The organism is Stenotrophomonas sp. 704A1 (assembly GCF_030549525.1).
Taxonomy (GTDB): Bacteria; Pseudomonadota; Gammaproteobacteria; order Xanthomonadales; family Xanthomonadaceae; genus Stenotrophomonas; species Stenotrophomonas tuberculopleuritidis.
Genome location: NZ_CP130831.1, coordinates 1,899,991 through 1,922,815 on the forward strand (window position 1 = coordinate 1,899,991; position 22,825 = coordinate 1,922,815).

Consider the following 22,825-nt stretch of genomic DNA (forward strand, 5'->3'; position numbering starts at 1 on the left):
ATGCGCGCGCTGGTCGCTGGCGCGCTGCTGGCGCTGCCGGCGCTGGCGTTCGCCGCCGTCGAGCCCAACACCCAGGTGCCCGCAGGCAGCCGCTACTACGCAGCGAGCCCCGTGCCGGACCGCATCGTCGCCTCGCCCGCGGTCGATCCCAGCCGTGGCTTCGCGGTCGCCTGGCGCACCGATGGCAGTGTGCAGGCGCCGTTGCTGGAGATCGCCCTGGCCGGGGATTCGCCGGCCATCGAGGGCATCCGCCAGGTCCGCGCGACAACCCGGGAACTGCAGACCGAGAACGGGCGCTCGCACCATCATCGTGCCGAGATCGATGGCCTGCAGCCCGATACGCTCTATGTCTACCGCGTCCAGGGCAATGGCAGCTGGAGTGCCTGGAACCAGCTGCGCACGCTGGCGGCGGCCGACCAGCCGCTGACCCTGCTGTACTTCGGGGATACCCAAAACAAGAACGTCAGCCATGTCAGCCGTGTGGTGCGCGCGGCACAGAAGGCGGCACCGGATGTACGGCTCAGCCTGTTCGCTGGCGATCTTGTCAGCGGAGGCGACAACATGGACGACAGCGAATGGGGCGAGTGGTTCGCCGCCACCGCGTGGCTGGCACAGGAAACGCTGGTGGCGCCGGCGATCGGCAACCACGAGTACTTCGAGGAGTTCGAGGACACGCCGCAGGAACGTCGCGTGCTGGGCCGCCACTGGCCGGTGACCTTCGCGCTGCCTGCCAATGGTGCCGATGCGGCGGCCAGCAGCAGCTACTGGTTCGACGCGCAGGGCGTGCGCGTGGTTGTGGTCGACGGTACCTCCGCGCTGGACCTGGGGACCGCCAGCGCGCAGGCGCAGTGGCTGGACTCGGTGCTGGCCGGCCACCGCCAGCCGTGGACCGTGGTGCTGCTGCACCAGCCGTTCTATTCGCCGCGCGCAGGCCGCGAGAATGCCGCGCTGCGTGACGTGCTGTTGCCGGTGGTGCGTCGTCACAAGGTGGACCTGGTGCTGCAGGGCCATGACCACACCTATGGCCGTCGTGGTGAGGGGCAGGCGGCGACGCCGCAGTACGTGGTCACCGTGGCCGGCCCGAAGCAGTACCGGTTGTCCGACGAGGCGCGCAGCACCATGAACCCGGTCGGCGAAGACACCCAGCTGTTTCAGGTGCTGCGCGTCGATCCGCAGCATCTGCGCTACGAAGCACGCACCGTGACCGGACGCCTGTACGACGCCTTCGAACTGCGCCGGGATGCGGCCGGTGGCAAGCAGCGCACCGAGCTGACCGAGGGCCGTATCGCGCCGCGCGACTGTGCGCGTGCGCAGACCGGCAAGGGGCGCACGGACCGATGCTGGGAATGAGGACAGACCGATGAGCAGTTCCCGACGCGTGTTTCCGTTGGCGGCCATCGCCGGCGCCTTGCTGCTGCTGGCCGGCGCGGTAGCCGCTGCGGACGCGGTACTGCACCCGTTCCTGGTCGCGCAGCCGGCACAGGCGCCGGCCGAAGTGAACCTGGCGGTGGAGATTCCGGCCGGTGGGTTCACCAAGTACGAGATCAAGGAGGACGGTCTGCTGCATGTGGACCGCTTCCAGTCGATGCCGGTCGCCTATCCCGCCAACTACGGCTCGATGCCACGCACCCTGGCCGGTGACAACGATCCGCTGGACGCGCTGGTACTGACCCGCGAGCCGCTGCACCCGGGGGTGATCGTGCGCTTCCGGCCGATCGGCTTCCTGAAGATGATCGACGGCGGCGAACGTGACGAGAAGGTCATCGGCGTGCCGACCGACACGGTCGACCCGACCTACGCCAGCATCCGCGAGCTGACCGACCTGCCGGCGATCGAGCGGCAGCGCATCGAGGCGTTCTTCCGCGTCTACAAGGACCTGCCGGGCGGGCGCAATCCCGTGCAGCTCAACGGCTGGGGCACTGCCGCCGAGGCCCGCGCGCTGATCACTGAAGCGATGGAACGGTTCGAGCGATAGCGCCGTGCCATGCAGGGCCACGGCCCGCGGCATTGCAGGCTACGCGTGGCTTCAGTGGCGCAGCGTCTCCAGCAGGTACTCCGCGCGCAGGCGGCTGCCCAGCACCTGCGCGACCGCCTGCAGCGCCGCTTCGGCGTGCACGGTGCGGATGCCGCCGTCATCGTCATCGCTGTACAGATCGTCCCCGGCATCGGCGTAGACCGCGCCAGCGGCGGCCAGAACGGCCATCAGCGTGGGCACGTCGTCGACCAACGCGTCGGCGTCCCACCGGCCGCAGCCATGGCGGGCGAACAGGACGCGCCCGTCCTCGATGTCGAGGATCAGCGGGTCCGCGCTGCGGTCGGCGATCACCAGCCACTGCGGCGGCCAGTCACCGATCCTTTCGCCGCTGTTGCCATCCCATCGGTAGCCAGCCTGATGCTCCCACAGCCGCTGCAGCGGCGGCAGCCAGACCTCCAGGCCAGGAACGGTGACGCCCGAAGGGCCCCGCTCCGCACTCACGATCGTGCCGTACGGCCCCACCTGCGCATAGAACGTGGCCAGCACCGGCGGCAACGGAAACGGCCCCTGCCATGCGTCGCTGGCCTGTGCCTGCAGGGTGCCGAAGCGGGCAAATCGGCTGCGGAGATCTTCCATGACAGTTCGCGCTGAAGGAGCCAGCGCGCAGCCTAGCAGACGCGCAGCAGCGGACTGCACGCACGCGCTGCCTTCACCGTCGCTGGCTATCATGTGCGCCTTCCACAATGAAGGCGGTGCGTGTGTCGGTAGCGTTGCTCTGGTTCCGCCGTGATCTGCGCCTGCAGGACAACCCGGCCCTGCAGGCCGCGCTGGACGCTGGCCACGACGTGGTGCCGGTCTACATCCACGCGCCCCACGAGGAAGGCGAGTGGGCACCCGGTGCGGCCTCTGACGCGTGGCGGCATCGTTCGCTGGCCGCGCTGGATGCGCAACTGCGTGCACGCGGCTCGGCGCTGGTGCTGCGCGCCGGCGACAGCCTGCCGACCCTGCAGGCGTTGATCGCCCAGACCGGTGCCGAAGCGGTGTACTGGAACCGCAAGTACGAACCGGCGACCCAGCCACGCGATGCCACCATCAAGCGCACGCTGCGCGAGCAGGGCATCGATGCACAGAGCTGCAATGGCAGCCTGTTGTTCGAGCCGTGGGACATCGCCACCCAGCAGGGCCAGCCGTACAAGGTGTTTACCCCGTACTGGCGCACTGTGCTCAGCCACTGGCGCCTGCCCGCGCCGCAGGCGGCACCGCAGACCCTGCCGGCGCACACGGTGGACAGCCTGGCGCTGGATGACCTGGCGCTGGCCCCCACGCTCGACTGGGACGCCGGCTTCTGGCAGCACTGGCAGCCGGGCGAGGCCGGGGCGCTGGAGGCACTGTCGGTGTTCGAGGACGGTGCGTTGCGTGGCTATCGCGAGCAGCGCGACCTGCCGGACCGGGTCGGGACCTCGCGGCTGTCGCCGCACCTGCATTTCGGCGAGATCGCCCCCTGGCGCATCGCCCATGCGCTGGAACGGCTGCGCAGCGCCGGCACCGATGCCGACATCGACGGGTATCTGCGCCAGCTCGGCTGGCGTGATTTCGCCTACCACCTGCTGCATCACTTCCCGAAGACGCCGAGCGACAACCTCAATCCGCGCTTTGATCGCTTTGCATGGGCTGCGCCCAGCCCGGCCCAGCTGCACGCCTGGCAGCGCGGCAACACCGGCGTGCCGATCGTCGATGCGGGTCTGCGCGAGTTGTGGCACACCGGCTACATGCACAACCGGGTGCGCATGATCGTCGCCAGCTACCTGTGCAAGCACCTGCGCGCACATTGGCTGCACGGCGCGCGCTGGTTCTGGGACACGCTGGTCGATGCCGACCTGGCCAACAACACGATGGGCTGGCAGTGGGTGGCCGGGACCGGCGCCGACGCCGCGCCGTATTTCCGCGTGTTCAATCCGGTGACCCAGGCCGAGAAGTTCGACCCGCAGGCCCGCTACATCACGCGCTGGGTGCCGGAGCTGGCCGCGCTGCCGGTCAAGGCGCGCTTCGCGCCGTGGCAGCACCCGCAGCTGCTGGCCGAACGGGCAGCGGCCTATCCGCGTACCCCGCTGGTGGACCTGGCGACCGGCCGGGACGCCGCGCTGGCCGCCTACCGCCAGTCGGCAGCGGGGTAAAGCGCTGGCTGAGCGGTCCAGACAGCTAGCTGAACACGACCCCGTCAGCCGACCCGATCATCATCCCGACATCGCGTCCGGCTGTTTATCCTCTTGGCCGCCCGCAAGCCGCCGGCCCGACCGGAAACCAAGGAGAACACCCATGATCCGCAACACCACCCGCAACGTCGCACTGGCCCTGATGAGTGCGGCCGTCCTGTCGGCCTGCGCCACCGGCGGCTCCTATGTGCAGAGCGATCAGTACGGCAACCCGACCGAGCAGCAGAACCGCACCGGCCGCAACGCGCTGATCGGTACCGCCATCGGCGTGGCTGCTGGCCTGTTGACCGGTGACAGCGCCACCGAACGCCGCCAGCATGCGCTGATCGGTGCCGGTATCGGTGCACTGAGCGGCGCCGCCGTGGGCCAGTACCAGGACCGCCAGGAACGCGCGCTGCGCGAGCGCACCGCCAATACCGGCATCGACGTCGAGCGCCAGGGCGACAACATCATGTTGAACCTGCCCGACGGCATCACCTTCGATTTCGGCAAGTCGGCGCTGAAGCCGCAGTTCTACGGTTCGCTCAATGGCGTTGCCGGTACGCTGCGTGAGTACAACCAGACCATGATCGAAGTGGTCGGCCACACCGACAGCATCGGCAGCGATGCGGTCAACAACCGCCTGTCCAAGGAACGTGCCGATTCGGTCGCGCAGTACCTGATCGGGCAGGGCGTGCAGAGCGTGCGCATCGAAACCCTGGGTGCCGGCAAGTCCTACCCGATTGCCGACAACAGCACCGATGCCGGCCGTGCCAAGAACCGTCGCGTCGAGATCCGCGTGATTCCGCTGAAGCAGTAACGCACAGCGCTGCTGCTCGAGCCGGTCCGGCCATCGGCCGGAACGAAAATGCCGCCCTTGCAGGCGGCATTTTTGTGGGTTCCGAACGTTGCCCGGCACGCCCACAGCGCAGAAACCTGCATCAGGTCCACGCCATGCGTGGATACCCGCGGTTCACGCCGCCGAAGCGGCCACCTTTTCCAGGATGCGCTTGCCACTGCTGGCCAACGCCGCGTCTTCCTGCTCCTTCTGCTGCTGCGCCAGCTTGGCGCCCGGGCACTGGGCCAGCATGTAGTTGGCGTCGAAATTCAGCTTCTCGACCAGGAAATCGACGAAGGCCCGCACCTTCGGCGAGACCAGGCGACCGCCGGCGAACACCGCGTTGAAGTCCACCTCCGGGCCGGTCCAGCCGGCCAGCACGCGGCGCACCATCCCGGATTCGACGAATGGCTTGGCCATCACATCGCCGGTCAGCAGCAGGCCCTCACCGCACACCAGCGCCCCGTTGAGCGCGGACATGTCATTGGCGGTCATCAGCGGCGTCACCGGGAAGTCGCGCAGCTCGCCGCCGTTCTCGCCCAGCTGCCAGGTGAAGCGTGGCGAATTGCCGGTGTGATACGGCTTGCGCATGGCCAGGATGCGATGGAACTGCAGTTCTTCCGGGTGCAGCGGCTCGCCGTAGCGTTCGATGTAGGCGGGGCTGGCAAACACCTGCGTACGCAGGCTGCCGAGCTTGCGCGCGACCAGGTTGGAATCGGGCAGGGCACCCACGCGCAGGGCCAGGTCGGCCTCGCCGGCGATCAGGTCCAGCTTTTCGTTGCCCATGTGCATGTCCAGGCGGATTTCCGGGTACTGCGCATGGAACTGGCCCAGCAGCGGTGCGATCCAGGTGATGCCGATCGAATAGGGCACGGTGAAGCGCAGCCAGCCGCGTGGGCCGGACTGCAACTGGCTGACCGCACTCTCGGCTTCCTCCAGCTCGCGCGCGATGCGCTGGCAGTGTTCGTGATAGATCGAGCCGGCTTCGGTCAGGCCGAGGCGGCGCGTGGTCCGGTGCAGCAGGCGCGCGCCAAGGCGCGTCTCCAGCTCCTGCACCTTGCGGCTGACCGTGGTCTTGGGCAGGCCGAGCGACTTGGCGGCAGCAATGAAGCTGCCCTGCTCGACCACTTTGACGAAGATCAGCGTTTCGTTGAGATCGTGGGACATGGCCGGGGATCCTGGACGTCGGGGATGGGGCAATCGTGACAGAACGATTGGACCGGGGACGGGATGATTATTCCCCTTAATCAGGACTAATCAAGTAGGGGTTTGAGGTCTATCGTGGCGCCATTCGTTAATTGGAGCCCGTCCGCCATGAGCCTGCGCAACATTCTTGCCCGCTTCCGGATCGTCGGCCAGAACGCCATGGACCTGGCGATGACCGTCGAAGCCCGTCCGAGTTCCTTGGTGCACAAGGATTTTCGTGAGTTTACCGCGCCCACGCGTCAGCAGCGTGGCGGTGCCCTGCGGCTGGTTCCGCATAAGGGTGACCGACTGCGCCGAATTGGGACTATCCCGGATTTGGGAGGAAATGTCCCGTGAATGGGATTCTGACGCCCGAAGTCCTGGTCCTGGGCGGCACCGGTGCGGTCGGTCAGGGCGTGGTGGGCGCATTGCTGGAGGCCGGCAGCCCGGTGCTGGTGGTCGGCCGCGACCCCGCCCGGCTCGCCGCGCTGCATGAGCAGTTCGCCGATGAGCCAGGCCTGGAGACGCTGCTGGGTTCGCTGAGCGATGACGGCTCGGCGCGCGCCCTGGCCGAGCGCATCGCACAGCGGCCACGGCCGCTGGCAGCGGTGATCGCCGCGATGGGTGGCCCGTACCGGCGCGGCCGTGTGGTCGACCGCAATGGCGGCGAGCTGCTCGGCGCGCTGCAGGCCGACCTGATGCCGCACGTGCACGCAGTGCGCCACCTGCTGCCGCTGCTGCAGGACAACGTGCATGCGCGCCGCTACGTGATGATCGGCAGCCCGGCCGCAGTCAAGCCATGGGCCGGCTACGGCGAAAGCTCGATCACCGCCGCGGCGATGCGCATGTACGCGCAGGTGGTGCACCAGGAAGCCCAGGCCATGGGCGTGCGCGCGCAGATGCTGGAAGTGTGCAGCCCGGTCTGTACCCCGGCCAATGCGGCCAATGCCTGCATCGAGTGGCCGAGCTCGCTGCTGGTCGGCCGCCGCGTGGTGTCGCTGCTGGATGGTTGCCGCGACAACCGCGCCATCGTCCGCTGTGACAGCAGCGATGCCGAGCTGCCACGTGGACTGCTGCACCTGGAAGTTCCGCCGCTGTGGCGCGACACCGCAGGCGTTGCTTGACCTCGACCATGGTTGAGGTCGCAGGATACGCCGCCGTTTTTTGCTGTCTTTTACCCCATTGCTGTACCACCCCTCCGTACGGATGCATGCCATGACTTCCCCCAACTCCACTCCACATCGTTTCCGCCATCGCCTGGCGATGGCTGGCGTTTCGATCCTTGCCGCCGCCGTGCTGGCGGCCTGCAGCGGTGGCCATGCCGAAGAGGCCGGTGCGCCGCCGCCGCCGCAGGTCAGCGCCGCACCGGTGCTGCTCAAGCAGATCAGCCAGTGGGACGAATTCAGCGGCCGCGTCGAGGCCGTGCAGAGCGTCGAACTGCGTCCGCGCGTGTCCGGCTACATCGACAAGGTCAATTACGTTGAGGGCGAAGAGGTGAAGAAGGGCGATGTCCTGTTCACCATCGATGCGCGCAGCTACCAGGCCGAGTACGACCGTGCCAATGCCGAGCTGGCCCGTGCCCGCACCCAGGCGACGCTGGCCCGCAGTGAATCGGAGCGCGCCAAGCGCCTGTCCGAGCAGCAGGCGATCTCGACCGAGACCGCCGAGCAGCGTCGTGCGGCTGCCGACCAGTCCGGTGCGGCGGTGCAGGCCGCGCAGGCGGCGCTGGATGCGGCCCGCCTCAACCTGGAGTTCACCAAGGTGCGCGCCCCGATCGATGGCCGTGCCGGCCGTGCGATGGTCACCGCCGGCAACCTGGTCACCGCCGGCGACAGCGCCAGCGTGCTGACCACGCTGGTTTCGCTGGATACCGTGTTCGTCTACTTCGATGCCGACGAAAGCACCTTCCTGCGCTACGCACAGATGGCACGCAAGGGTGAACGCCCGAGCGAGCGTGACAGCGAACTGCCGGTGAAGGTCGGCCTGTCCGGTGAAGAGGGCTACCCGCACGCGGGCAAGGTCGACTTCCTCGACAACCAGGTCACCCGCAGTACCGGCACCATCCGCGTGCGTGCGCTGCTGGACAACGCCGACCGCCAGTTCACCCCGGGCCTGTTCGCCCGCGTGCAGCTGCTGGGCAGCGGCCAGTTCCAGGCCATGCTGATCGACGACAAGGCCGTGCTGACCGACCAGGACCGCAAGTATGTGTACGTGGTCGACAAGGAAGGCAAGGCACAGCGTCGCGACATCCGCCTTGGCCGTACCGCTGAAGGACTGCGCATCGTCGAGCAGGGCCTGGCCGCTGGTGACAAGGTGATCATCGACGGCGTGCAGAAGGTCTTCATGCCGGGCATGCCGGTGCAGGCAAAGGCGGTGGCGATGCAGCCCGCTGCCGCGCCGGCGCCGGGTCGCGATGCCACCGCTGCACTGAACCACTGATCCGCGTCCCCGCTTAGCTGCCGGTGCCAGCGGCAGCCGTTACTGCCTTCGCCAGCGTGGCGAGGGGCAGGGCGGCTGTTGCCCACCGATGGCCTTTTCCAGGAATTCTTCCATGGACTTTTCCCGTTTCTTCATCGACAGGCCGATCTTCGCGGCGGTGCTGTCGATCGTGATCTTCGCCGCAGGCCTGATCTCGATACCGATCCTGCCGATCGGCGAGTACCCGGAAGTGGTGCCGCCGTCGGTGGTCGTGCGCACGGTGTATCCGGGCGCCAACCCCAAGGTCATCGCTGAGACCGTCGCCACGCCTCTGGAAGAGGCGATCAACGGCGTCGAGGGCATGATGTACCTCAAGTCGGTCGCCGGTTCCGATGGCGTGCTGCAGATGACCGTCACCTTCCGCCCGGGCACCGATCCGGACGCTGCGGCGGTGAAGGTGCAGAACCGCGTGGCGCAGGCACAGGCCCGCCTGCCCGAGGATGTGCGGCGCCAGGGTGTGACCACCCAGAAGCAGTCGCCCACCTTCCTGATGGTGGTGCACCTGACCTCGCCCAACGGCAAGTACGACACCCTGTACCTGCGCAACTACGCCCGACTGCACGTCAAGGACGCCCTGGCCCGCATCCCGGGCGTGGGTGACGCGCAGATCTTCGGTGGTGGTGACTACGCCATGCGTGCGTGGCTGGACCCGGACAAGGTGGCCGCGCGCGGCCTGACCGCCAGCGACGTGGTGCGCGCGATGCGCGAGCAGAACGTGCAGGTCTCGGCCGGCCAGCTCGGTGCCGAGCCGCTGCCCAACAGCCAGTTCCTGACCCTGATCAACGCGCAGGGCCGCTTGAAGAGCGAGAAGGAGTTCGGCGACATCGTGCTGAAGAGCGGCACCGATGGCGAGATCGTGCGCCTGTCCGACGTCGCCCGCCTGGAACTGGGCGCCGGCGACTACACCCTGCGTTCGCAGCTGGATGGCAAGAACGCGGTGGGCATCGGCATCTTCCAGTCGCCCGGCGCCAACGCGCTGGAAATCCGTGATGCGGTCATCGGCACCATGGACGAGATGCAGAAGACCATGCCGGCCGACGTGAAGTACGAGGCGGTGTATGACACCACCATCTTCGTGCGTGACTCGATCAAGGCGGTGGTGTCCACCCTGCTTGAAGCCATCGCGCTGGTGGTGCTGGTGGTGATCCTGTTCCTTCAGACCTGGCGCGCGTCGATCATTCCGCTGATCGCGGTGCCGGTGTCGGTGGTGGGTACCTTCGCAGCGCTGTACCTGCTGGGCTTCTCGATCAACACGCTGAGCCTGTTCGGCCTGGTGCTGGCGATCGGCATCGTGGTCGACGACGCCATCGTGGTGGTGGAGAACGTCGAGCGCAACATCGAGGAAGGCCTGTCGCCGACCGCGGCGGCCCACCAGGCCATGCGCGAAGTGTCCGGGCCGATCGTGGCGATCGCGCTGGTGCTGTGTGCGGTGTTCGTGCCGATGGCGTTCCTGTCCGGTGTCACCGGCCAGTTCTACAAGCAGTTCGCCGTCACCATCGCCATCTCCACCGTGATCTCGGCGATCAACTCGCTGACCCTGTCGCCGGCCCTGGCCGCGCGCCTGCTGAAGCCGCATGACGCCGCCAAGGATGCCCCGACCCGCATCATCGACCGGCTGTTCGGCTGGGTGTTCCGTCCGTTCAACCGCTTCTTCAAGTCCAGCTCGGAGAAGTACGAGCGTGGCGTGGCGAAGATCCTCGGTCGTCGTGGCGCGGTGTTCGTGGTCTACGCGATCCTGCTGGTCGGTACCGGTGTGATCTTCAAGCTGGTGCCGCCGGGCTTCATCCCGACCCAGGACAAGCTGTACCTGATCGCCGGTGTGAAGCTGCCGGAAGGCTCGTCGATCGCGCGCACCGATGAAATGCTGCGCAAGGTTGCCAAGATCGCCCAGGAAACCGATGGCGTCGCCCATACCATCTCGTTCCCCGGCCTGAACGCACTGCAGTTCACCAACACCCCGAACACCGGTGTGGCGTTCATCCCGCTCAAGCCGTTCAGCGAGCGTCATGGCCGTACGGCTGCGCAGATCAATGCCGAGATCAACCAGAAGATCGCCGGGCTGCAGGAAGGCTTCGCATTCGCGATGATGCCGCCGCCGATCCTCGGCCTGGGCAACGGCAACGGCTACCAGATGTTCATCGAGGACCGCGGCAATCTCGGCTACGGCGCGTTGCAGAACGCGGTGCAGTCGATGCAGGGCGCAGTCGCGCAGACCCCGGGCATGGCCTTCCCGATCACCAGCTACCAGGCCAACGTGCCGCAGCTGGATGCGGAAGTGGACCGGGTGAAGGCCAAGGCGCAGGGCGTGCAGCTGACCGAGCTGTTCGACACCCTGCAGACCTACCTGGGCTCGGCCTACGTCAATGACTTCAACCAGTTCGGCCGTACCTGGCAGGTGATCGCCCAGGCGGACGGTCCGTACCGCGAGAGCGTGGAGGACATCGCCAAGCTGCGTACCCGCAACGACCGTGGCGAGATGGTGCCGATCGGTTCGATGGTGACCATCAAGGAAACCTACGGCCCGGACCCGGTGCTGCGCTTCAACGGTTACCCGGCAGCCGACCTGGCCGGTGAAGCCGATCCGCGCGTGCTGTCCTCGGCGCAGGCCATGAACAACCTCACCGCGATCGCTGCCAAGGTGCTGCCGGTGGGCATGACCACCGAATGGACCGACCTGAGCTACCAGCAGGCAACGCAGGGCAAGGCCGCCTTCATCGTGTTCCCGGTGGCGATCATGCTGGCGTTCCTGGTGCTGGCGGCGCTGTACGAGAGCTGGTCGCTGCCGCTGGCGGTGATCCTGATCGTGCCGATGACCCTGCTGTCGGCGCTGTTCGGTGTGTGGATGACCGGCGGTGACAACAACGTGTTCGTGCAGGTGGGCCTGGTGGTGCTGATGGGCCTGGCGTGCAAGAACGCGATCCTGATCGTCGAGTTCGCCAGAGAGCTGGAGATGGGCGGCAAGGGCATCGTTGAAGCTGCACTGGAAGCCTGCCGCCTGCGTCTGCGTCCGATCGTGATGACCTCCATCGCGTTCATCGCCGGCACCGTGCCGCTGGTGCTGTCGCACGGTGCAGGCGCCGAGGTCCGCTCGGTGACCGGCATCACCGTGTTCGCCGGCATGCTCGGTGTGACCCTGTTCGGCCTGTTCCTCACCCCGGTCTTCTACGTGGCCCTGCGCAAGTTCGTCAGCCGCAATGGCGGCGGCAAGCTGGTGCAGCACGGTGAACCGACCATCCATCACTGACATGGAACCCCGTCGCCGCCGGTCGCTGGCCGGCGGCGGCTTTCCCCCTCACAAGGCATGACTCCATGAACACCCATCAGAACAAGATCGCGCTGGTCACCGGCGCTACCCGTGGCATCGGCGCGGAGACCGTGCGCCAGCTGGCCCAGGCCGGCGTGCATACGCTGCTGGCGGGCCGCAAGCGCGAGACCGCGGTGGAGCAGGCGCTGAAGCTGCAGGCCGAGGGCCTGCCGGTGGAAGCGATCCAGCTGGACGTGACCGACGCGGCCAGCATCGCCGACGCCGTCGAACAGGTGCGCCAGCGCCATGGCCGCCTGGATATCCTGGTCAACAATGCCGGCATCATGATCGAGAACCCGGCACAGGCGCCGTCGGAACAGTCGCTGGATACCTGGAAGCGCACCTTTGATACCAATGTCTACGCGCTGGTCGCGGTGACCCAGGCGTTCCTGCCGCTGATCAGGCAGGCCAAGTCCGGGCGCATCGTCAACGTGTCCAGCATGCTGGGCTCGCAGACCCTGCATGCCGACCCGTCCTCGGGCATCTACGATTTCAAGATCCCGGCCTACAACGCCTCCAAGGCGGCGGTGAACAGCTGGACCCTGAGCCTGGCCTACGAGCTGCGCAACACACCGATCAAGGTCAACACCGTGCATCCGGGCTACGTGAAAACCGACATGAACGGCGGCAACGGCGAGATCGAGATCAGCGAAGGCGCCCGTTCCAGCGTGGAGATGGCCCTGATCGGCGAAGCCGGAGCCAGCGGCAGCTTCACCTACCTCGGTGAGGTGCTGCCATGGTGATCCGCACATTGGCGATGGCCGTCTCCAGCCTGGTGCTGGCAGGCTGTGTCAGCGTCGGTCCCAACTACAGGGCGCCGGTGCAGGAGCCGGTCACCCTGCAGGGGGCACAGCAGCCGGTGTTCAGTACCGCTTCGCCGGTCGCCAGCTGGTGGGCGCAGTTCGATGACCCGGTGCTGGAAGAGCTGGTGCACGGTGCACTGTCGGACAATCTGGACCTGCGCGTGGCCGTGGCCCGCGTCAGCCAGGCCCGCGCCGTGTTCGTGGAAAGCCGCTTCGACCAGGCGCCCCATGTCACCGCCGGCGGCAGCTACGACCGCCGCAAGCAACCCGATCCGCAGCTGGGTGGGCAGCGGGTGTTCAGTGAAAGCTACCAGCTCGGCTTCGATGCGGGCTGGGAGCTGGATCTGTTCGGCCGCAAGCGCCGCGCTGCCGAAGCCGCGCGTGCCGACCTGGGCGCCGAGCAGGCCAACCTGGCCGACGCGCAGGTGCTGGTTGCCGCCGAAGTGGCGCGCAACTACTTCGAGCTGCGCGGTACCCAGAAGCGCATCGCGGTGGCCCAGCACACGCTGGAGAACCTGCGCGACACGCAGAAGCTGACCGAAGCCCGCTGGGAGCTGGGCGCCGGCAGCGAACTGGACGTGCAGAGCAGCCGTGCCCGGCTGAAGGCGATCGAGGCCGACATCCCGCTGCTGGAAGTGGCCGAGGTACAGTCGCGCAACCGGTTGGCGGTGCTGCTGGGCCAGCGCCCGGAAGTGCTGACCGACATGCTGGCTCCGCACGAGGTACCGGCCTTCGCCAAGGCGTTGCCGCTGGGGGATACCCGCGAACTGCTGCGCCAGCGCGCCGATGTGCGCATGGCCGAACGTCGCCTGGCCGCAGCCACCGCGCGCGTGGGTGTCGCCACGGCCGATCTGTTCCCGCGGCTGTCGCTGTCCGGGTTCGTCGGTTTCCTCGGCGGCGATGCCAGCGGCCTGGTCAATGGCAACAACAAGGCCTGGTCGCTGACGCCGTCGCTGAGCTGGGCGGCGTTCGATTTCGGCACCGTGCGTGCACGCCTGCGTGCCAGCAAGGCCGAGGCCGAAGGCGTGGCCGCGCAGTACGAACAGACCGTGCTGCTGGCGCTGGAGGACACCGAGAACGCGCTGACCCGCTATGCCAAGCAGCAGGCGCGGCTGGCCATCGTGGTCGAGCAGGCACAGGCGGCTCGCCGTGCCGAGTCGCTGGCGCAGATCCGCTATCGCGAGGGATCGGAGGACTTCCTGACCCTGCTGGATGCGCAGCGTACGCAGTTGGCGGCCGACGATGCACTGGCCGCGGCGGAGTCGGAGGTCAACGTCAGCGTGGTCGGCGTGTACAAGGCGCTGGGTGGCTGGGGCCAGTCACCGCAGGCGCCCAGCGTGGCGCAGCTGCAGCCGCGGTGAACCAGAGGGGACGGCGCCACCGGCGGCCGTCCCCTTTCCCGGTCAGGGCCAGTGGTTGGCCGGTGCATCGCGATCGCGCATGCGCACGATGCAGAAGCGATGGCCGGTGGGCGCTTCCATCACCCACCAGCGTTTGACGAACGCGATACGGCGCGCACCGAGCTTTTCAAGACGATCGGCTTCGGCGTCGACATCGTCGCTTTCGATATCCAGGTGCACCCGCGATGGGTGATGGACCCGCTGCACTTCGACGTTCATTCCCGCCGGTGCGCCGATCAGGTCAGCGTATTCCGCGTCGCCTTCGGTATACGGCGGTTCCGCCTTCAGCCCGAGCGCCGCCGCCCAGAAGCGTGCCGCGTCCTCGGCAGCAACGTCCTGGCAATCGATGATGAATCCCGCCAACCGGCTGTGATGGGCCATGTGCTGTCTCCGCTGCGGAAAGTTGCAGGCAGGGTAACGCCGGCAGCGTCGGCGGCATTCTCACCATCGTGACGTTTATGACTCTGCCGGAAGCCGTGCGGGCGGTGTAACTAGTGGGGCCAGCCTACCGGAGGTCAGCACATGAGCGACGCAAAGCAATCTGCCCAGAGGATGCTGTTCGGCGATCCGGGCCCGCCGGGGGCGGGCCTGTCGGTCGCGGTGGTCGCGCTGATGGTTCTGGCGGCGATGGCCGCCGCCATCGGCTTCCTGCGCCTGCCCGATTCGCTGCTGGGCATCGGCCTGATCGGTCTGGCGATCTTCCTGTCGGTGGCCGCCCGCATCTGCCAGGCGCGCGACCAGCACCAGGCGCTGTACCGGTTGCTGGGGCGACGGGCACCGCGGTAGCGGCGGCCGCCGCCAGGCTCACTGCTGCGGCCAGTCCAGGTCAACCACCAGCGGGAAGTGGTCGGACGGCAGCACGCCCCCGATGCGACGGTCGTCGGTCAGGAAGCGGCGGGCGTGGAAACCGCGCACCAGCACCCAGTCGAGCTGCGAGGTGGCGCTGCCGGTGAAGTTGTGGAACGTCAGTCGTGGTCCCTGCGGTGCCGTGACCTGGGTGCGCGCGTCCTGCAGCACCCGGGTGAAGGCCTGGTAGGTACCGCCGCCCGGCTCGCTGTTGAAATCGCCGGTGAGCACCACCGGCAGGTCGGCCGGCAGCCTGGCGACGCGCGCGGCGATCAGTTCGGCGCCCTTGATCCGGCGCGGCTCATCCTCGTCGCGGTAGGGCAGGTGGGTATTCATGAAGTAGAAGCGGCGGCCATCGTCGATGCGGCGGAACAGTGCCCAGGTGACCATGCGCGGATACAGATTGCCCCAGCTGATGCTGCCGGCAATCTCCGGCGTGTCGGACAGCCAGAAGTTGCCGGACGATTCCACCGCCAGCGTGGTGCTGTCGTAGAACACGCCCATGTGTTCATCGCCGCTGCCACCACGGCGGCCTTCGCCGAACCAGCGATAGCCGGGCAGATGTTCGGCCAGGTAGTCGGCCTGCTGCGGCACCAGCTCCTGGGTGCCGATCACCGCCGGGTGCGCGTCGAGGATGACCTTGACCATCGCTTCGCGGCGGTCTTCCCAGCGCTTGCCGGGCTCGGTGTCGGCCGGGGTACGCACGTTGAACGACATCACCTTCAACGGTGCAGACGGCGCCGCCCAGACGGCAGCGGGCAGGGCAAGGGCGAGCAGGGCGCAGAGCGCGGGTGTGCGGAGACGCGACAACATCGTGGAATCCCTCCATTCCATGAAAACGGTTTCAGGAAGCATGCCACGTCCGGCAGCGGCAGCGGTATGCCGGGATGGGCGACTGCTGCGGATGGTGCGCGGGCCAGACGGTTGCGGCGCCCGCGCGCGGGCTCAGTCTTCGATTTCACCGCGACGGCTGGCGGCCCGTACGGCCTGCGCGGTGGTCGCCACGCCCAGGCGCTGGCGTGCACGCCGCAGGTGGTTTTCCACCGTGCGTGCGGACAGGCCCAGGGTGGCGGCAATGTCGGTCTGGCGGCGGCCGGCCGCAACCCAGCGCAGCACCTCGCGCTCACGCGGACTCAATGTGCCCGCCGGCACCGGCAGCGGTGCCTGCGCCAGCCTCTGTGCGGCGCGGAATGCCGCAGCGCCCACAGTCGCCAGCCGCAGGCGTGCGACCGCAGAGGCATCGATGTGCTGGCCGGCGAGGCTGATCGCGCCCTCCAGCCCGGTGATGCCGAACACCGGCACCTGCAGCCCGTGCAGGCCTTCGCCCCGTGGCTGCTTCACCACCTGGTAGCGCTCGCCGTGGTCGCCCTGGCGCTTGCTCCAGAAGAACGGCGCATCGCTGTCCAGCACGTGGCGGTTCACCGGGCAGGCGTGCAGGTAGGCCGCCAGGTCGGTCGACCCGCCTTCGCCAAGCCAATCGCCCTCGATCCAGTACACGCGCTGTGCACCGCGCTCCAGGCCGGTGCCGGTGGCAAACAGCAGCAGGCGGTCGTAGCCGAGCGGCAAGGCACTGTCGCGCAGCACCGCGCCCACCGCGTCCAGCGCACGTGCACGTTCCAGCTGCAGCAGTGCCTGCACCACCTCGTCCACCTTCAGCGCCCGGCCAGTGCGTCGAGCAGGGTGCGTGCGGCCAGCTTGCCCAGCGCATTGCCGGCCAGCGGACTGTCGCCGGTCAGCAGCAGGCGGTCCTGCAGCACGCTGCCATCGATGCCGTCGTTGACGATCTGCACACCCTGCTGCGCCAAGCGCTCGCCGAAGAACCAGCGCAGCTGCCCCGGCATGTAGCCGATGTCGGGTGTCTGCCGGTCCATCGCATCGGGGAACGCGCAGATGCGATAGCCGCCGAACAGCGATCCACCATCAGCCTCGTCCACGCCGGCCGCCAGCAATGCGGCAGGGCCATGGCACAGGGTGATGATGTGGCGCTGAGCAGCCATCGCCCACTGCAGGGTGGCCTTGACCGCCGGGCTTTCCGGCAGGCCGATCAGGGCGCCGTGACCACCGGGGATGAACACGGCGGCGTAGTCCGAATTGTCATCCAGGCCCGCCACCACATCGGCCAGCTGCAGTGGCTGGCGGAAGCGCGCCTGGTAGCGCTCGTAGAGGCCGGTGATCTCCTTGTCCTCGCGTGGGAACGCCCACCACTCGAACTTGACGGCGTTGCCGGACAGCGTTGCCACGTCGATGGCAAAACCGGCCTTGTCCAGGTGGTACATCGGCAGCAGGGTTTCCACCGGATGGTTGCCGGTGGAGAACAGATGGCCATTGGCGGTGGGCAGGTACCGCTCGTCGGCAGCGATCATCAGCACTTTCCAGCGGCCATCGCGGCGTGCGTCCGGGTAGTCCGCGCCGGACAGGTCGCTGCGCGGCGAGGTGAACTGCGAGAGCGAATACGGCGACGGGAAAAAGGCATCGCGCTCGGCCGGGTCGGGACTGGGCTGGCGGCTGGGTACTTGCGTGTTCATGCAGGCCTCCTGCAGGGGATGTGGGGCCAGCATAGGAGGGCCGGTGCACGCGTGCGATGAGGGATTTCCCGCAGCGGCAACGTGGCAGCAGAGGCCAGCCCCATCAGGACAGGGCTGGCCAGGGTCGATCACTCACCGCCATGCCGCCGCAGTGCGATCGCCCCATGCACTCAGTTCGGCGGATTGCAGCCGGTCGAGTTCTTCAGGCATCGGGAAAGCGCGCCGTAACACCAGATCTCGCTCTTGCCCTGCGAAAGGCAGATCTGGTAGCCGCGGTAGCATTCGTCGCAGGGGGTAGGTTCGGCCGCGACAGCGTTCAGTCCAAACACCAACGCCGCGGCACCGATAGCAACAGACAGCCTGAACATCCTCTTCATGCGTGTTCTCCGTTGTAGCCCGTATGGGCAGCGGCGACGCTACAGGGGTTCAGGCAGGCATTCAATGCTGCGTACAGCCACGGTGGGCGAGGGCATGCATGCCAACCGGTGCCGCCGATTCCGCGCTACTTTGCCGGCAGCGGGTGCTCGAGCATGTCCTCATGCAGGATCCGCCGCAGCTCGACGATGGCCGGAGTGGCTTCCTGCACACTGTGCCCGGACACGATCACCTTTTCCGAAACGGCATCGGGCAGGTGCGAACTCCAGTACGGCACCAGTCCATCGTCGGTCTTTTCCAGCGGCCCCTGCGCGTTGGCGCGGGCGATGATCGAGTGGTAGTGAACCCTGGGCGAAATCGGCAGGTCAGCCACGGCCTTGACGAAGGCATCGTCCTTGTCCAGGTTCTGGATGCTGTTCATCTGGTAGCCGTGCTTGTCGTCGTTGCGCTCGACCTTGCCATCGTTGGCCAGCGTAGCGACATCCTCCAGCACGGTCAGTGGCAGGCGCACGAAGCGGCCCAGCCAGCGCCCCAGGCGGGTACCGGCCACGTCGGTGCCGCGATGTGGCGTAGCGATGAACACCACCCGCGTGATTTCCGGTTCCGGCGTGAAGGTCAGCACCGGCGCGCCCTTGGTCCGCAGCAGCTCGCGCTGTGCCGGGGTCATCTGCGCCGTCGCCAGCAGGGTGTCGACCAGGTGGTCGCCGGAGGAAGACACCATCAGCCGCGAAATCACCCCGCCCATGCTGTGGGCCACCAGTACCATGTCATGCGAGGCCACGGCCTTGCCGGCGGGGTCGAAGTGGCGCAGCGCTTCATCCAGGATCCGGCGGATCTCATCGTGGCTGAGCGCGATCGGCATGTTGGTCGGGTAGTAGAACTGCCAGACCTGGAAATCACTGCGGATCTCATCGTCGCGCATCAGCTCGTTGGCCACGTTGACCCACGCTTCCGGGCTGCTGGCCAGGCCGTGGATCATCAGCAGTATGCGGCGGTTCGGATCGTACGGCTGCATCATGAACAGGTGCGGCTTGTCGATGCCGCCCTTGCCGCCGAACAGCGAGCGCAGCGACTGCCGGCTGAAGTTGGAGCGGGCCAGCCACAGCGCGTAGCCGGCGGTGAAGTTGGCGGCCAGTGGCACCTGTTCGCCGTGCAGCTCGACCACGGCGATCTGGTAGGGATCATGGATCTCCAGTTCCGGCTCGTCGTCGTGCAGCACTTCCCACAGGTTCTTCCCGGAGAAGCGCAGCAGCACCGTCATCGACGGCGATGGCATCTCGCTCCAGTTGCGCTCGGTCGCCGGCGCGGTCCCTGCGGCAGCCGCTGCCAGGCCGGTGCTGGCAGGGTCGGCCATCACCGCCACCAGTTCGGCGCCGAAGCCATCGCGGCGGTGCACGCTGCGCAGGGTGCCGGTGAACGACATCGATGCGGCCGGCACCAGCTCGATCGGCTCGCGCGTGTCCGCTGCCGCCCCGTCATCGGCCGGCGCCAGCACGAACGTCCAGCGGCCCAGCTGGAAGCGGCCGCCATCGTTGCGCACCTGGTGGCTCGAATAGGCTTCAAACAGCAGCACCGCCGATTCCTGCACGGCCAGGTTGTAGTAGTCGCGGACCTGCGTCTGCCGGTCTTCGAAGCCGCGCTGGTTGGCGGTGCGCTCGGTGAAGAACAGGTAGGCATAGGCCTGGCGTGCAACCTGCATCCAGGCATCCAGCCGCGGCTGCAGGGTGGCATCGGGCGCGGCCGCTGCCGCCCTGCTGCGCGCGACACCGGCCGATTCGCGCTTCGGCGCGGGCATCGACAGTGCGTACTGCAGCCACAGTTCGGCCAGCGACGAACGCTTGTCCTCCTCGCGCACCACGATGGTCGCTTCCATCGCCTCGATGCAGGGCAGGCCGGGCTTGGCGCAGACACCTTCGTCCAGCCCGGCCACGCGCAGGGTTTCCATGGTCGCCGCGCTGAGCCTGCCGGTGGTGAGGATGTCACCGCGCTTGAGCGCGATGTACTGGCCGGGCGTGACCGTGCCCACCTGCACCGATGGGCCAAACTGGCGCAGCGTGGCGCAGCCGCTCAACAGCAGCAGTGTGGTGAGAATGAGGGTCGTGTGGCGGATCAGGCCGGTGCCCATGCTTGCCCTGCGTAGCGGTGCGCGGTGGCGCCACTCTAGCGGGCGGCGCGTCAACGCGGAAGCGATGTTCCGGTAGCGCCGGGCCGTGCCCGGCGAACACCATCAGTCAGCAAACCCTGCTGCAGGTCAGCCCTCGATCTGGCAGGTCACCGCAGCCGAATACCCTTCGTAGTCGTCACCTGCACCCACATGCAAGGTGTGCCTCGCATCAACCTTCTTCAGGTACGAGGGTTCCTCGGTGTCGGCCGCTTCGTTGACCGTCGTTACTCCCCAGGATCGGGCCAAACCCTGGTGATCGACACCCTTCAGATACACATGCAGGCTCTTGTAGGGCCTGGAAATGCTCACGTCCGCACTCGCGACGGTGCCACCGTACAGTGCGACCGGCGTGTCCTTCGGCTCGAACACGCTGCCCGGGTCGCGGCTCAGGCCGGCGGCATGGAAGGCTGCCTCCACCTGCGCTTCGGTGAAATCAGAGCCGGCCTTGCAGGCCAGCAGCGCTTCCAGCTCGGCGGTGCCGGTGGTGGCAGGGGCGGCCAGCGCAGCCGAGGTGGCGGTCAGGCCCAGCAGCAGGGCGACAAGCGGCGCGTTCATTGCAGATCCTTCTGGCTGTCGAGGGGGAGCGGGGGCGGCTCAAGGCCGATCCCATGCTGGAGTGTGGGGCAGGCCTGCGCTGCCGCCAACTGCCGGTCGCGTTGGCTGCCGAGGCGGGCAGGCTTGGCCGGGCCCCTGGCCCGGGTGCGGGAGGGCCTCATTCGGCGGGAAACCATGCATCCGGCGGCGGCGAAGCGGGGGCCCGGCGAGGGGCGGGCGGAGTCGGCTGCCGCGCCCGTGAAAGCCGCAATCCTGTGGTAGTAAAGGCCACAGCGGTGGCATGACGCTGCCGACAGGGGGCAACATGAAAGCGATGATCGCTGTTTTGGTTGCTGCGGTGCTGTGCGTTGGCTGTACCACCACTGGTGGTTCTGCTGCACCTTACAACGTTTCATTCGTTGGTCATTCGTCTGGGGTCGACGTGGCGCCATAGCCTCTGCTTCCACCACCACCCGCTGAAGGTCGTACGCGTAGTCGATGAAGAAGGCGCCCGGTCGCGGACGCGTTCCGGGCGATTTCGGGCTGGCTTCGGATCAGTGCCCGAAGCCGCAGTCGACATAGCCCGTATCCCCCGTTTGGCAGAGGCTTACGCCATGTGCCGTTGAGCAGCCAGTGGAAGTGCCGGGAACTACGGAGCAGGCATCTCCACCAAAGCTACCACCGCCACCGTCGCCTTCAGACCCACCACCGCCACCTATGCCACCACCAGCACCGCCGCCCGGAGAGGACGTCTGAGGCGTCGGCGGTCCTCCCAGATAACTGTTGCTGTTCGTCATGGTGTAGGTGACGCACGAGCTCCCGTTGCAGACGACGATTTCATCCCCTGGTGCAACGACGATCTGCGTCCAGACTGCGGCTGTGTGCCGGACGTCCCAGGCCCATGCGTCGAGGAAGGCCTGCGTTCCTGGCCCCGGCATGGGACTTTCCAGATGGCAGGCGGGGCAGGCCAGTGGACCGTATATCTGTCCTCCTTCGGTTGCTTTGGCGTAAATAACCCAGCCACAAATCACGATCAGTGCTATCGACAACGCTGTAGTAGTGAAACTGCGATGCATCTGGAAACTCTCCTTGTTAGTGGCAGCAGCCCTCATGAATTGCATCGGCACGACTGACGGCCGCCTGCTGCTGAGCGGAACTCAGTTCATTCCTGTACATGCCGAGCAATTTTTCCGAGAGCGCTGATGGCATCGCTTTCTGCGCTGCAAGATAGTAGGCGTAAGCCTCAGTTGGATTCTTATCGACGATTATTCCGTTGGTGTGTGCACGGCCAAGTGCGACCAGGGCGTCAACGCTGCCTAGATCCGCTGCGGTGTTGAGGAATAGCGCAGCATTCTGCTTCCATTCAATCACCGCTTCGGGGTTCTGAACGGCGAACGCCGAGCCGCCGAATGCGGATTCGGTATCAGCGGCATATAGGAGCATGGCTTCTACGGAGCCCTGCTTTGCTGCTTTCAGCAGCCACGTCCCGGGAGGGGACAGGTCCGGATCTTTCAGCAGTGATGAGCACTCCTGCAGTCGTCGCTCAGACGAATTGAGCGCGGCTTGCCGGTCTGATTGATTCGCGAGCAGTCTTGCAGACTGCAGCTCGCCGGGGGATCCGGCGTTCCTGCAGTCCAAAGCGGCCAGATATATCTCATAGGAAGCGGTGCTGTCGCCGGAATCAGAGGCACCTAACCGAGAGAGGATGAACTCTTTCGCGTCGCCTCTTGGACGGAATTCGCCATTCCGTGAGATGGCGAATGCCCTCGTTCCCAGTGGCTGGACAAACTGGGGGTCAAGCTTCTTCTGAGAGATGAGAGTTGTGTAGGAAACCATGGCGCGCCTATCCGTTGTTGCGACAGGATCGTCGCCGCGATGACCGCTTTCGGTTTGGCGCGGGCGACTGGAGCCGTTCATGGAGAGCGCGATGACGCACACCACGGCAACAAACACGACAAGACTTGCTGCCAGGAGTTTCTTCATGTTCATGGTCGTGTCGGCGTATTTGAATGGCTTTGTAACTGCTCAATTCAATGTCGCAACGACTTGAGAGGACGGCAATCGGTAGGGAGCCCGCCTCCATGTGGGCAATTTCCGGCGCTCGATTCGGGGCGCGTGAGCGGTGGTCTTCTGCGGCTTGGCGCGCCTGATGGCTGCGTCGGTCAGAGGCATTGGGGGGTATCGCTTCAGTCGATGTGGTCGGATA

Annotated in this window: 21 protein-coding genes; 11 read left to right on the forward strand and 10 right to left on the reverse strand. The window is 67.0% G+C overall.

Annotation, left to right across the window (positions count from 1 at the left end):
- Positions 1–1,350: a purple acid phosphatase family protein gene (locus tag Q5Z10_RS09010; RefSeq protein WP_303639159.1), complete on the forward strand. Its 1,350-nt coding sequence runs from the start codon at positions 1–3 to the stop codon at positions 1,348–1,350.
- Between the two features lie 10 nt (positions 1,351–1,360).
- The gene (locus Q5Z10_RS09015) at positions 1,361–1,975 is read left to right on the forward strand and encodes an inorganic diphosphatase (protein WP_303638747.1); all 615 of its coding nucleotides are present in this window, start codon (positions 1,361–1,363) and stop codon (positions 1,973–1,975) included.
- 51 nt (positions 1,976–2,026) lie between these two features.
- Here the strand turns inward: Q5Z10_RS09015 and Q5Z10_RS09020 are convergent, their stop codons facing one another.
- Entirely contained in the window at positions 2,027–2,611 is a 585-nt protein-coding gene (locus tag Q5Z10_RS09020) for a hypothetical protein (RefSeq protein WP_303638748.1), read from the reverse strand.
- Between the two features lie 122 nt (positions 2,612–2,733).
- On the opposite strand from Q5Z10_RS09020, the gene Q5Z10_RS09025 reads away from it, so the two are divergent.
- Positions 2,734–4,149 carry a cryptochrome/photolyase family protein gene (locus Q5Z10_RS09025; protein WP_303639160.1) on the forward strand — a complete coding sequence of 472 codons (1,416 nt, stop codon included), beginning with the start codon at positions 2,734–2,736 and terminating at the stop codon, positions 4,147–4,149.
- 142 nt (positions 4,150–4,291) lie between these two features.
- Positions 4,292–4,987, forward strand: a complete 696-nt coding sequence (locus tag Q5Z10_RS09030) for a YiaD family glycine zipper/OmpA-like lipoprotein (RefSeq protein WP_303638749.1) — start codon at positions 4,292–4,294, stop codon at positions 4,985–4,987.
- 153 nt (positions 4,988–5,140) lie between these two features.
- Here Q5Z10_RS09030 and Q5Z10_RS09035 read toward each other — a convergent pair whose 3' ends face one another.
- Entirely contained in the window at positions 5,141–6,172 is a 1,032-nt protein-coding gene (locus Q5Z10_RS09035) for a LysR family transcriptional regulator (RefSeq protein ID WP_303638750.1), read from the reverse strand.
- A gap of 147 nt (positions 6,173–6,319) precedes the next feature.
- Between Q5Z10_RS09035 and Q5Z10_RS09040 the strand changes: the two genes are divergently transcribed.
- The 6 genes from Q5Z10_RS09040 to Q5Z10_RS09065 all read left to right on the forward strand — a co-directional run bounded on the left by Q5Z10_RS09040 (position 6,320) and on the right by Q5Z10_RS09065 (position 14,136).
- Positions 6,320–6,547, forward strand: coding sequence for a hypothetical protein (locus Q5Z10_RS09040; protein ID WP_303638751.1), 228 nt, complete (start codon positions 6,320–6,322; stop codon positions 6,545–6,547).
- The gene (locus Q5Z10_RS09045; RefSeq protein ID WP_303638752.1) at positions 6,544–7,314 is read left to right on the forward strand and encodes an SDR family NAD(P)-dependent oxidoreductase; all 771 of its coding nucleotides are present in this window, start codon (positions 6,544–6,546) and stop codon (positions 7,312–7,314) included. The genes Q5Z10_RS09040 and Q5Z10_RS09045 overlap by 4 nt, the downstream gene beginning before the upstream one ends.
- A gap of 91 nt (positions 7,315–7,405) precedes the next feature.
- Entirely contained in the window at positions 7,406–8,629 is a 1,224-nt protein-coding gene (locus tag Q5Z10_RS09050) for an efflux RND transporter periplasmic adaptor subunit (protein WP_303638753.1), read from the forward strand.
- Positions 8,630–8,741: 112 nt separating this feature from the next.
- Positions 8,742–11,912, forward strand: a complete 3,171-nt coding sequence (locus Q5Z10_RS09055) for an efflux RND transporter permease subunit (RefSeq protein WP_303638754.1) — start codon at positions 8,742–8,744, stop codon at positions 11,910–11,912.
- A 65-nt stretch (positions 11,913–11,977) separates the two neighbouring features.
- Complete coding sequence (locus Q5Z10_RS09060) at positions 11,978–12,715, forward strand: SDR family oxidoreductase (protein ID WP_303638755.1); 738 nt, start codon at positions 11,978–11,980, stop codon at positions 12,713–12,715.
- Positions 12,709–14,136, forward strand: coding sequence for an efflux transporter outer membrane subunit (locus Q5Z10_RS09065; RefSeq protein ID WP_303638756.1), 1,428 nt, complete (start codon positions 12,709–12,711; stop codon positions 14,134–14,136). The genes Q5Z10_RS09060 and Q5Z10_RS09065 overlap by 7 nt, the downstream gene beginning before the upstream one ends.
- A gap of 42 nt (positions 14,137–14,178) precedes the next feature.
- On the opposite strand, the gene Q5Z10_RS09070 is transcribed toward Q5Z10_RS09065, so the two are convergent.
- A complete protein-coding gene (locus tag Q5Z10_RS09070; RefSeq protein WP_303638757.1) occupies positions 14,179–14,556 on the reverse strand; it encodes a VOC family protein in 378 nt (125 codons plus the stop codon).
- Between the two features lie 141 nt (positions 14,557–14,697).
- Between Q5Z10_RS09070 and Q5Z10_RS09075 the strand changes: the two genes are divergently transcribed.
- Complete coding sequence (locus Q5Z10_RS09075; RefSeq protein ID WP_303638758.1) at positions 14,698–14,961, forward strand: hypothetical protein; 264 nt, start codon at positions 14,698–14,700, stop codon at positions 14,959–14,961.
- Positions 14,962–14,979: 18 nt separating this feature from the next.
- Here the strand turns inward: Q5Z10_RS09075 and Q5Z10_RS09080 are convergent, their stop codons facing one another.
- From Q5Z10_RS09080 to Q5Z10_RS09110, 7 genes are all read right to left on the reverse strand, one after another.
- Entirely contained in the window at positions 14,980–15,834 is an 855-nt protein-coding gene (locus Q5Z10_RS09080; RefSeq protein WP_303638759.1) for an endonuclease/exonuclease/phosphatase family protein, read from the reverse strand.
- A 132-nt stretch (positions 15,835–15,966) separates the two neighbouring features.
- The gene (locus Q5Z10_RS09085) at positions 15,967–16,671 is read right to left on the reverse strand and encodes a PA1136 family autoinducer-binding transcriptional regulator (protein ID WP_303638760.1); all 705 of its coding nucleotides are present in this window, start codon (positions 16,669–16,671) and stop codon (positions 15,967–15,969) included.
- Positions 16,672–16,673: 2 nt separating this feature from the next.
- The gene (gene hchA / locus Q5Z10_RS09090; protein ID WP_303638761.1) at positions 16,674–17,546 is read right to left on the reverse strand and encodes a glyoxalase III HchA; all 873 of its coding nucleotides are present in this window, start codon (positions 17,544–17,546) and stop codon (positions 16,674–16,676) included.
- Between the two features lie 170 nt (positions 17,547–17,716).
- Positions 17,717–17,923, reverse strand: coding sequence for a hypothetical protein (locus Q5Z10_RS09095; RefSeq protein WP_303638762.1), 207 nt, complete (start codon positions 17,921–17,923; stop codon positions 17,717–17,719).
- A gap of 125 nt (positions 17,924–18,048) precedes the next feature.
- Positions 18,049–20,046, reverse strand: a complete 1,998-nt coding sequence (locus Q5Z10_RS09100; protein WP_303638763.1) for an esterase/lipase family protein — start codon at positions 20,044–20,046, stop codon at positions 18,049–18,051.
- 126 nt (positions 20,047–20,172) lie between these two features.
- Positions 20,173–20,640 carry a hypothetical protein gene (locus Q5Z10_RS09105; protein ID WP_303638764.1) on the reverse strand — a complete coding sequence of 156 codons (468 nt, stop codon included), beginning with the start codon at positions 20,638–20,640 and terminating at the stop codon, positions 20,173–20,175.
- A gap of 1,071 nt (positions 20,641–21,711) precedes the next feature.
- A complete protein-coding gene (locus tag Q5Z10_RS09110) occupies positions 21,712–22,602 on the reverse strand; it encodes an SEL1-like repeat protein (protein ID WP_303638765.1) in 891 nt (296 codons plus the stop codon).
- Positions 22,603–22,825: the final 223 nt, after the last annotated feature.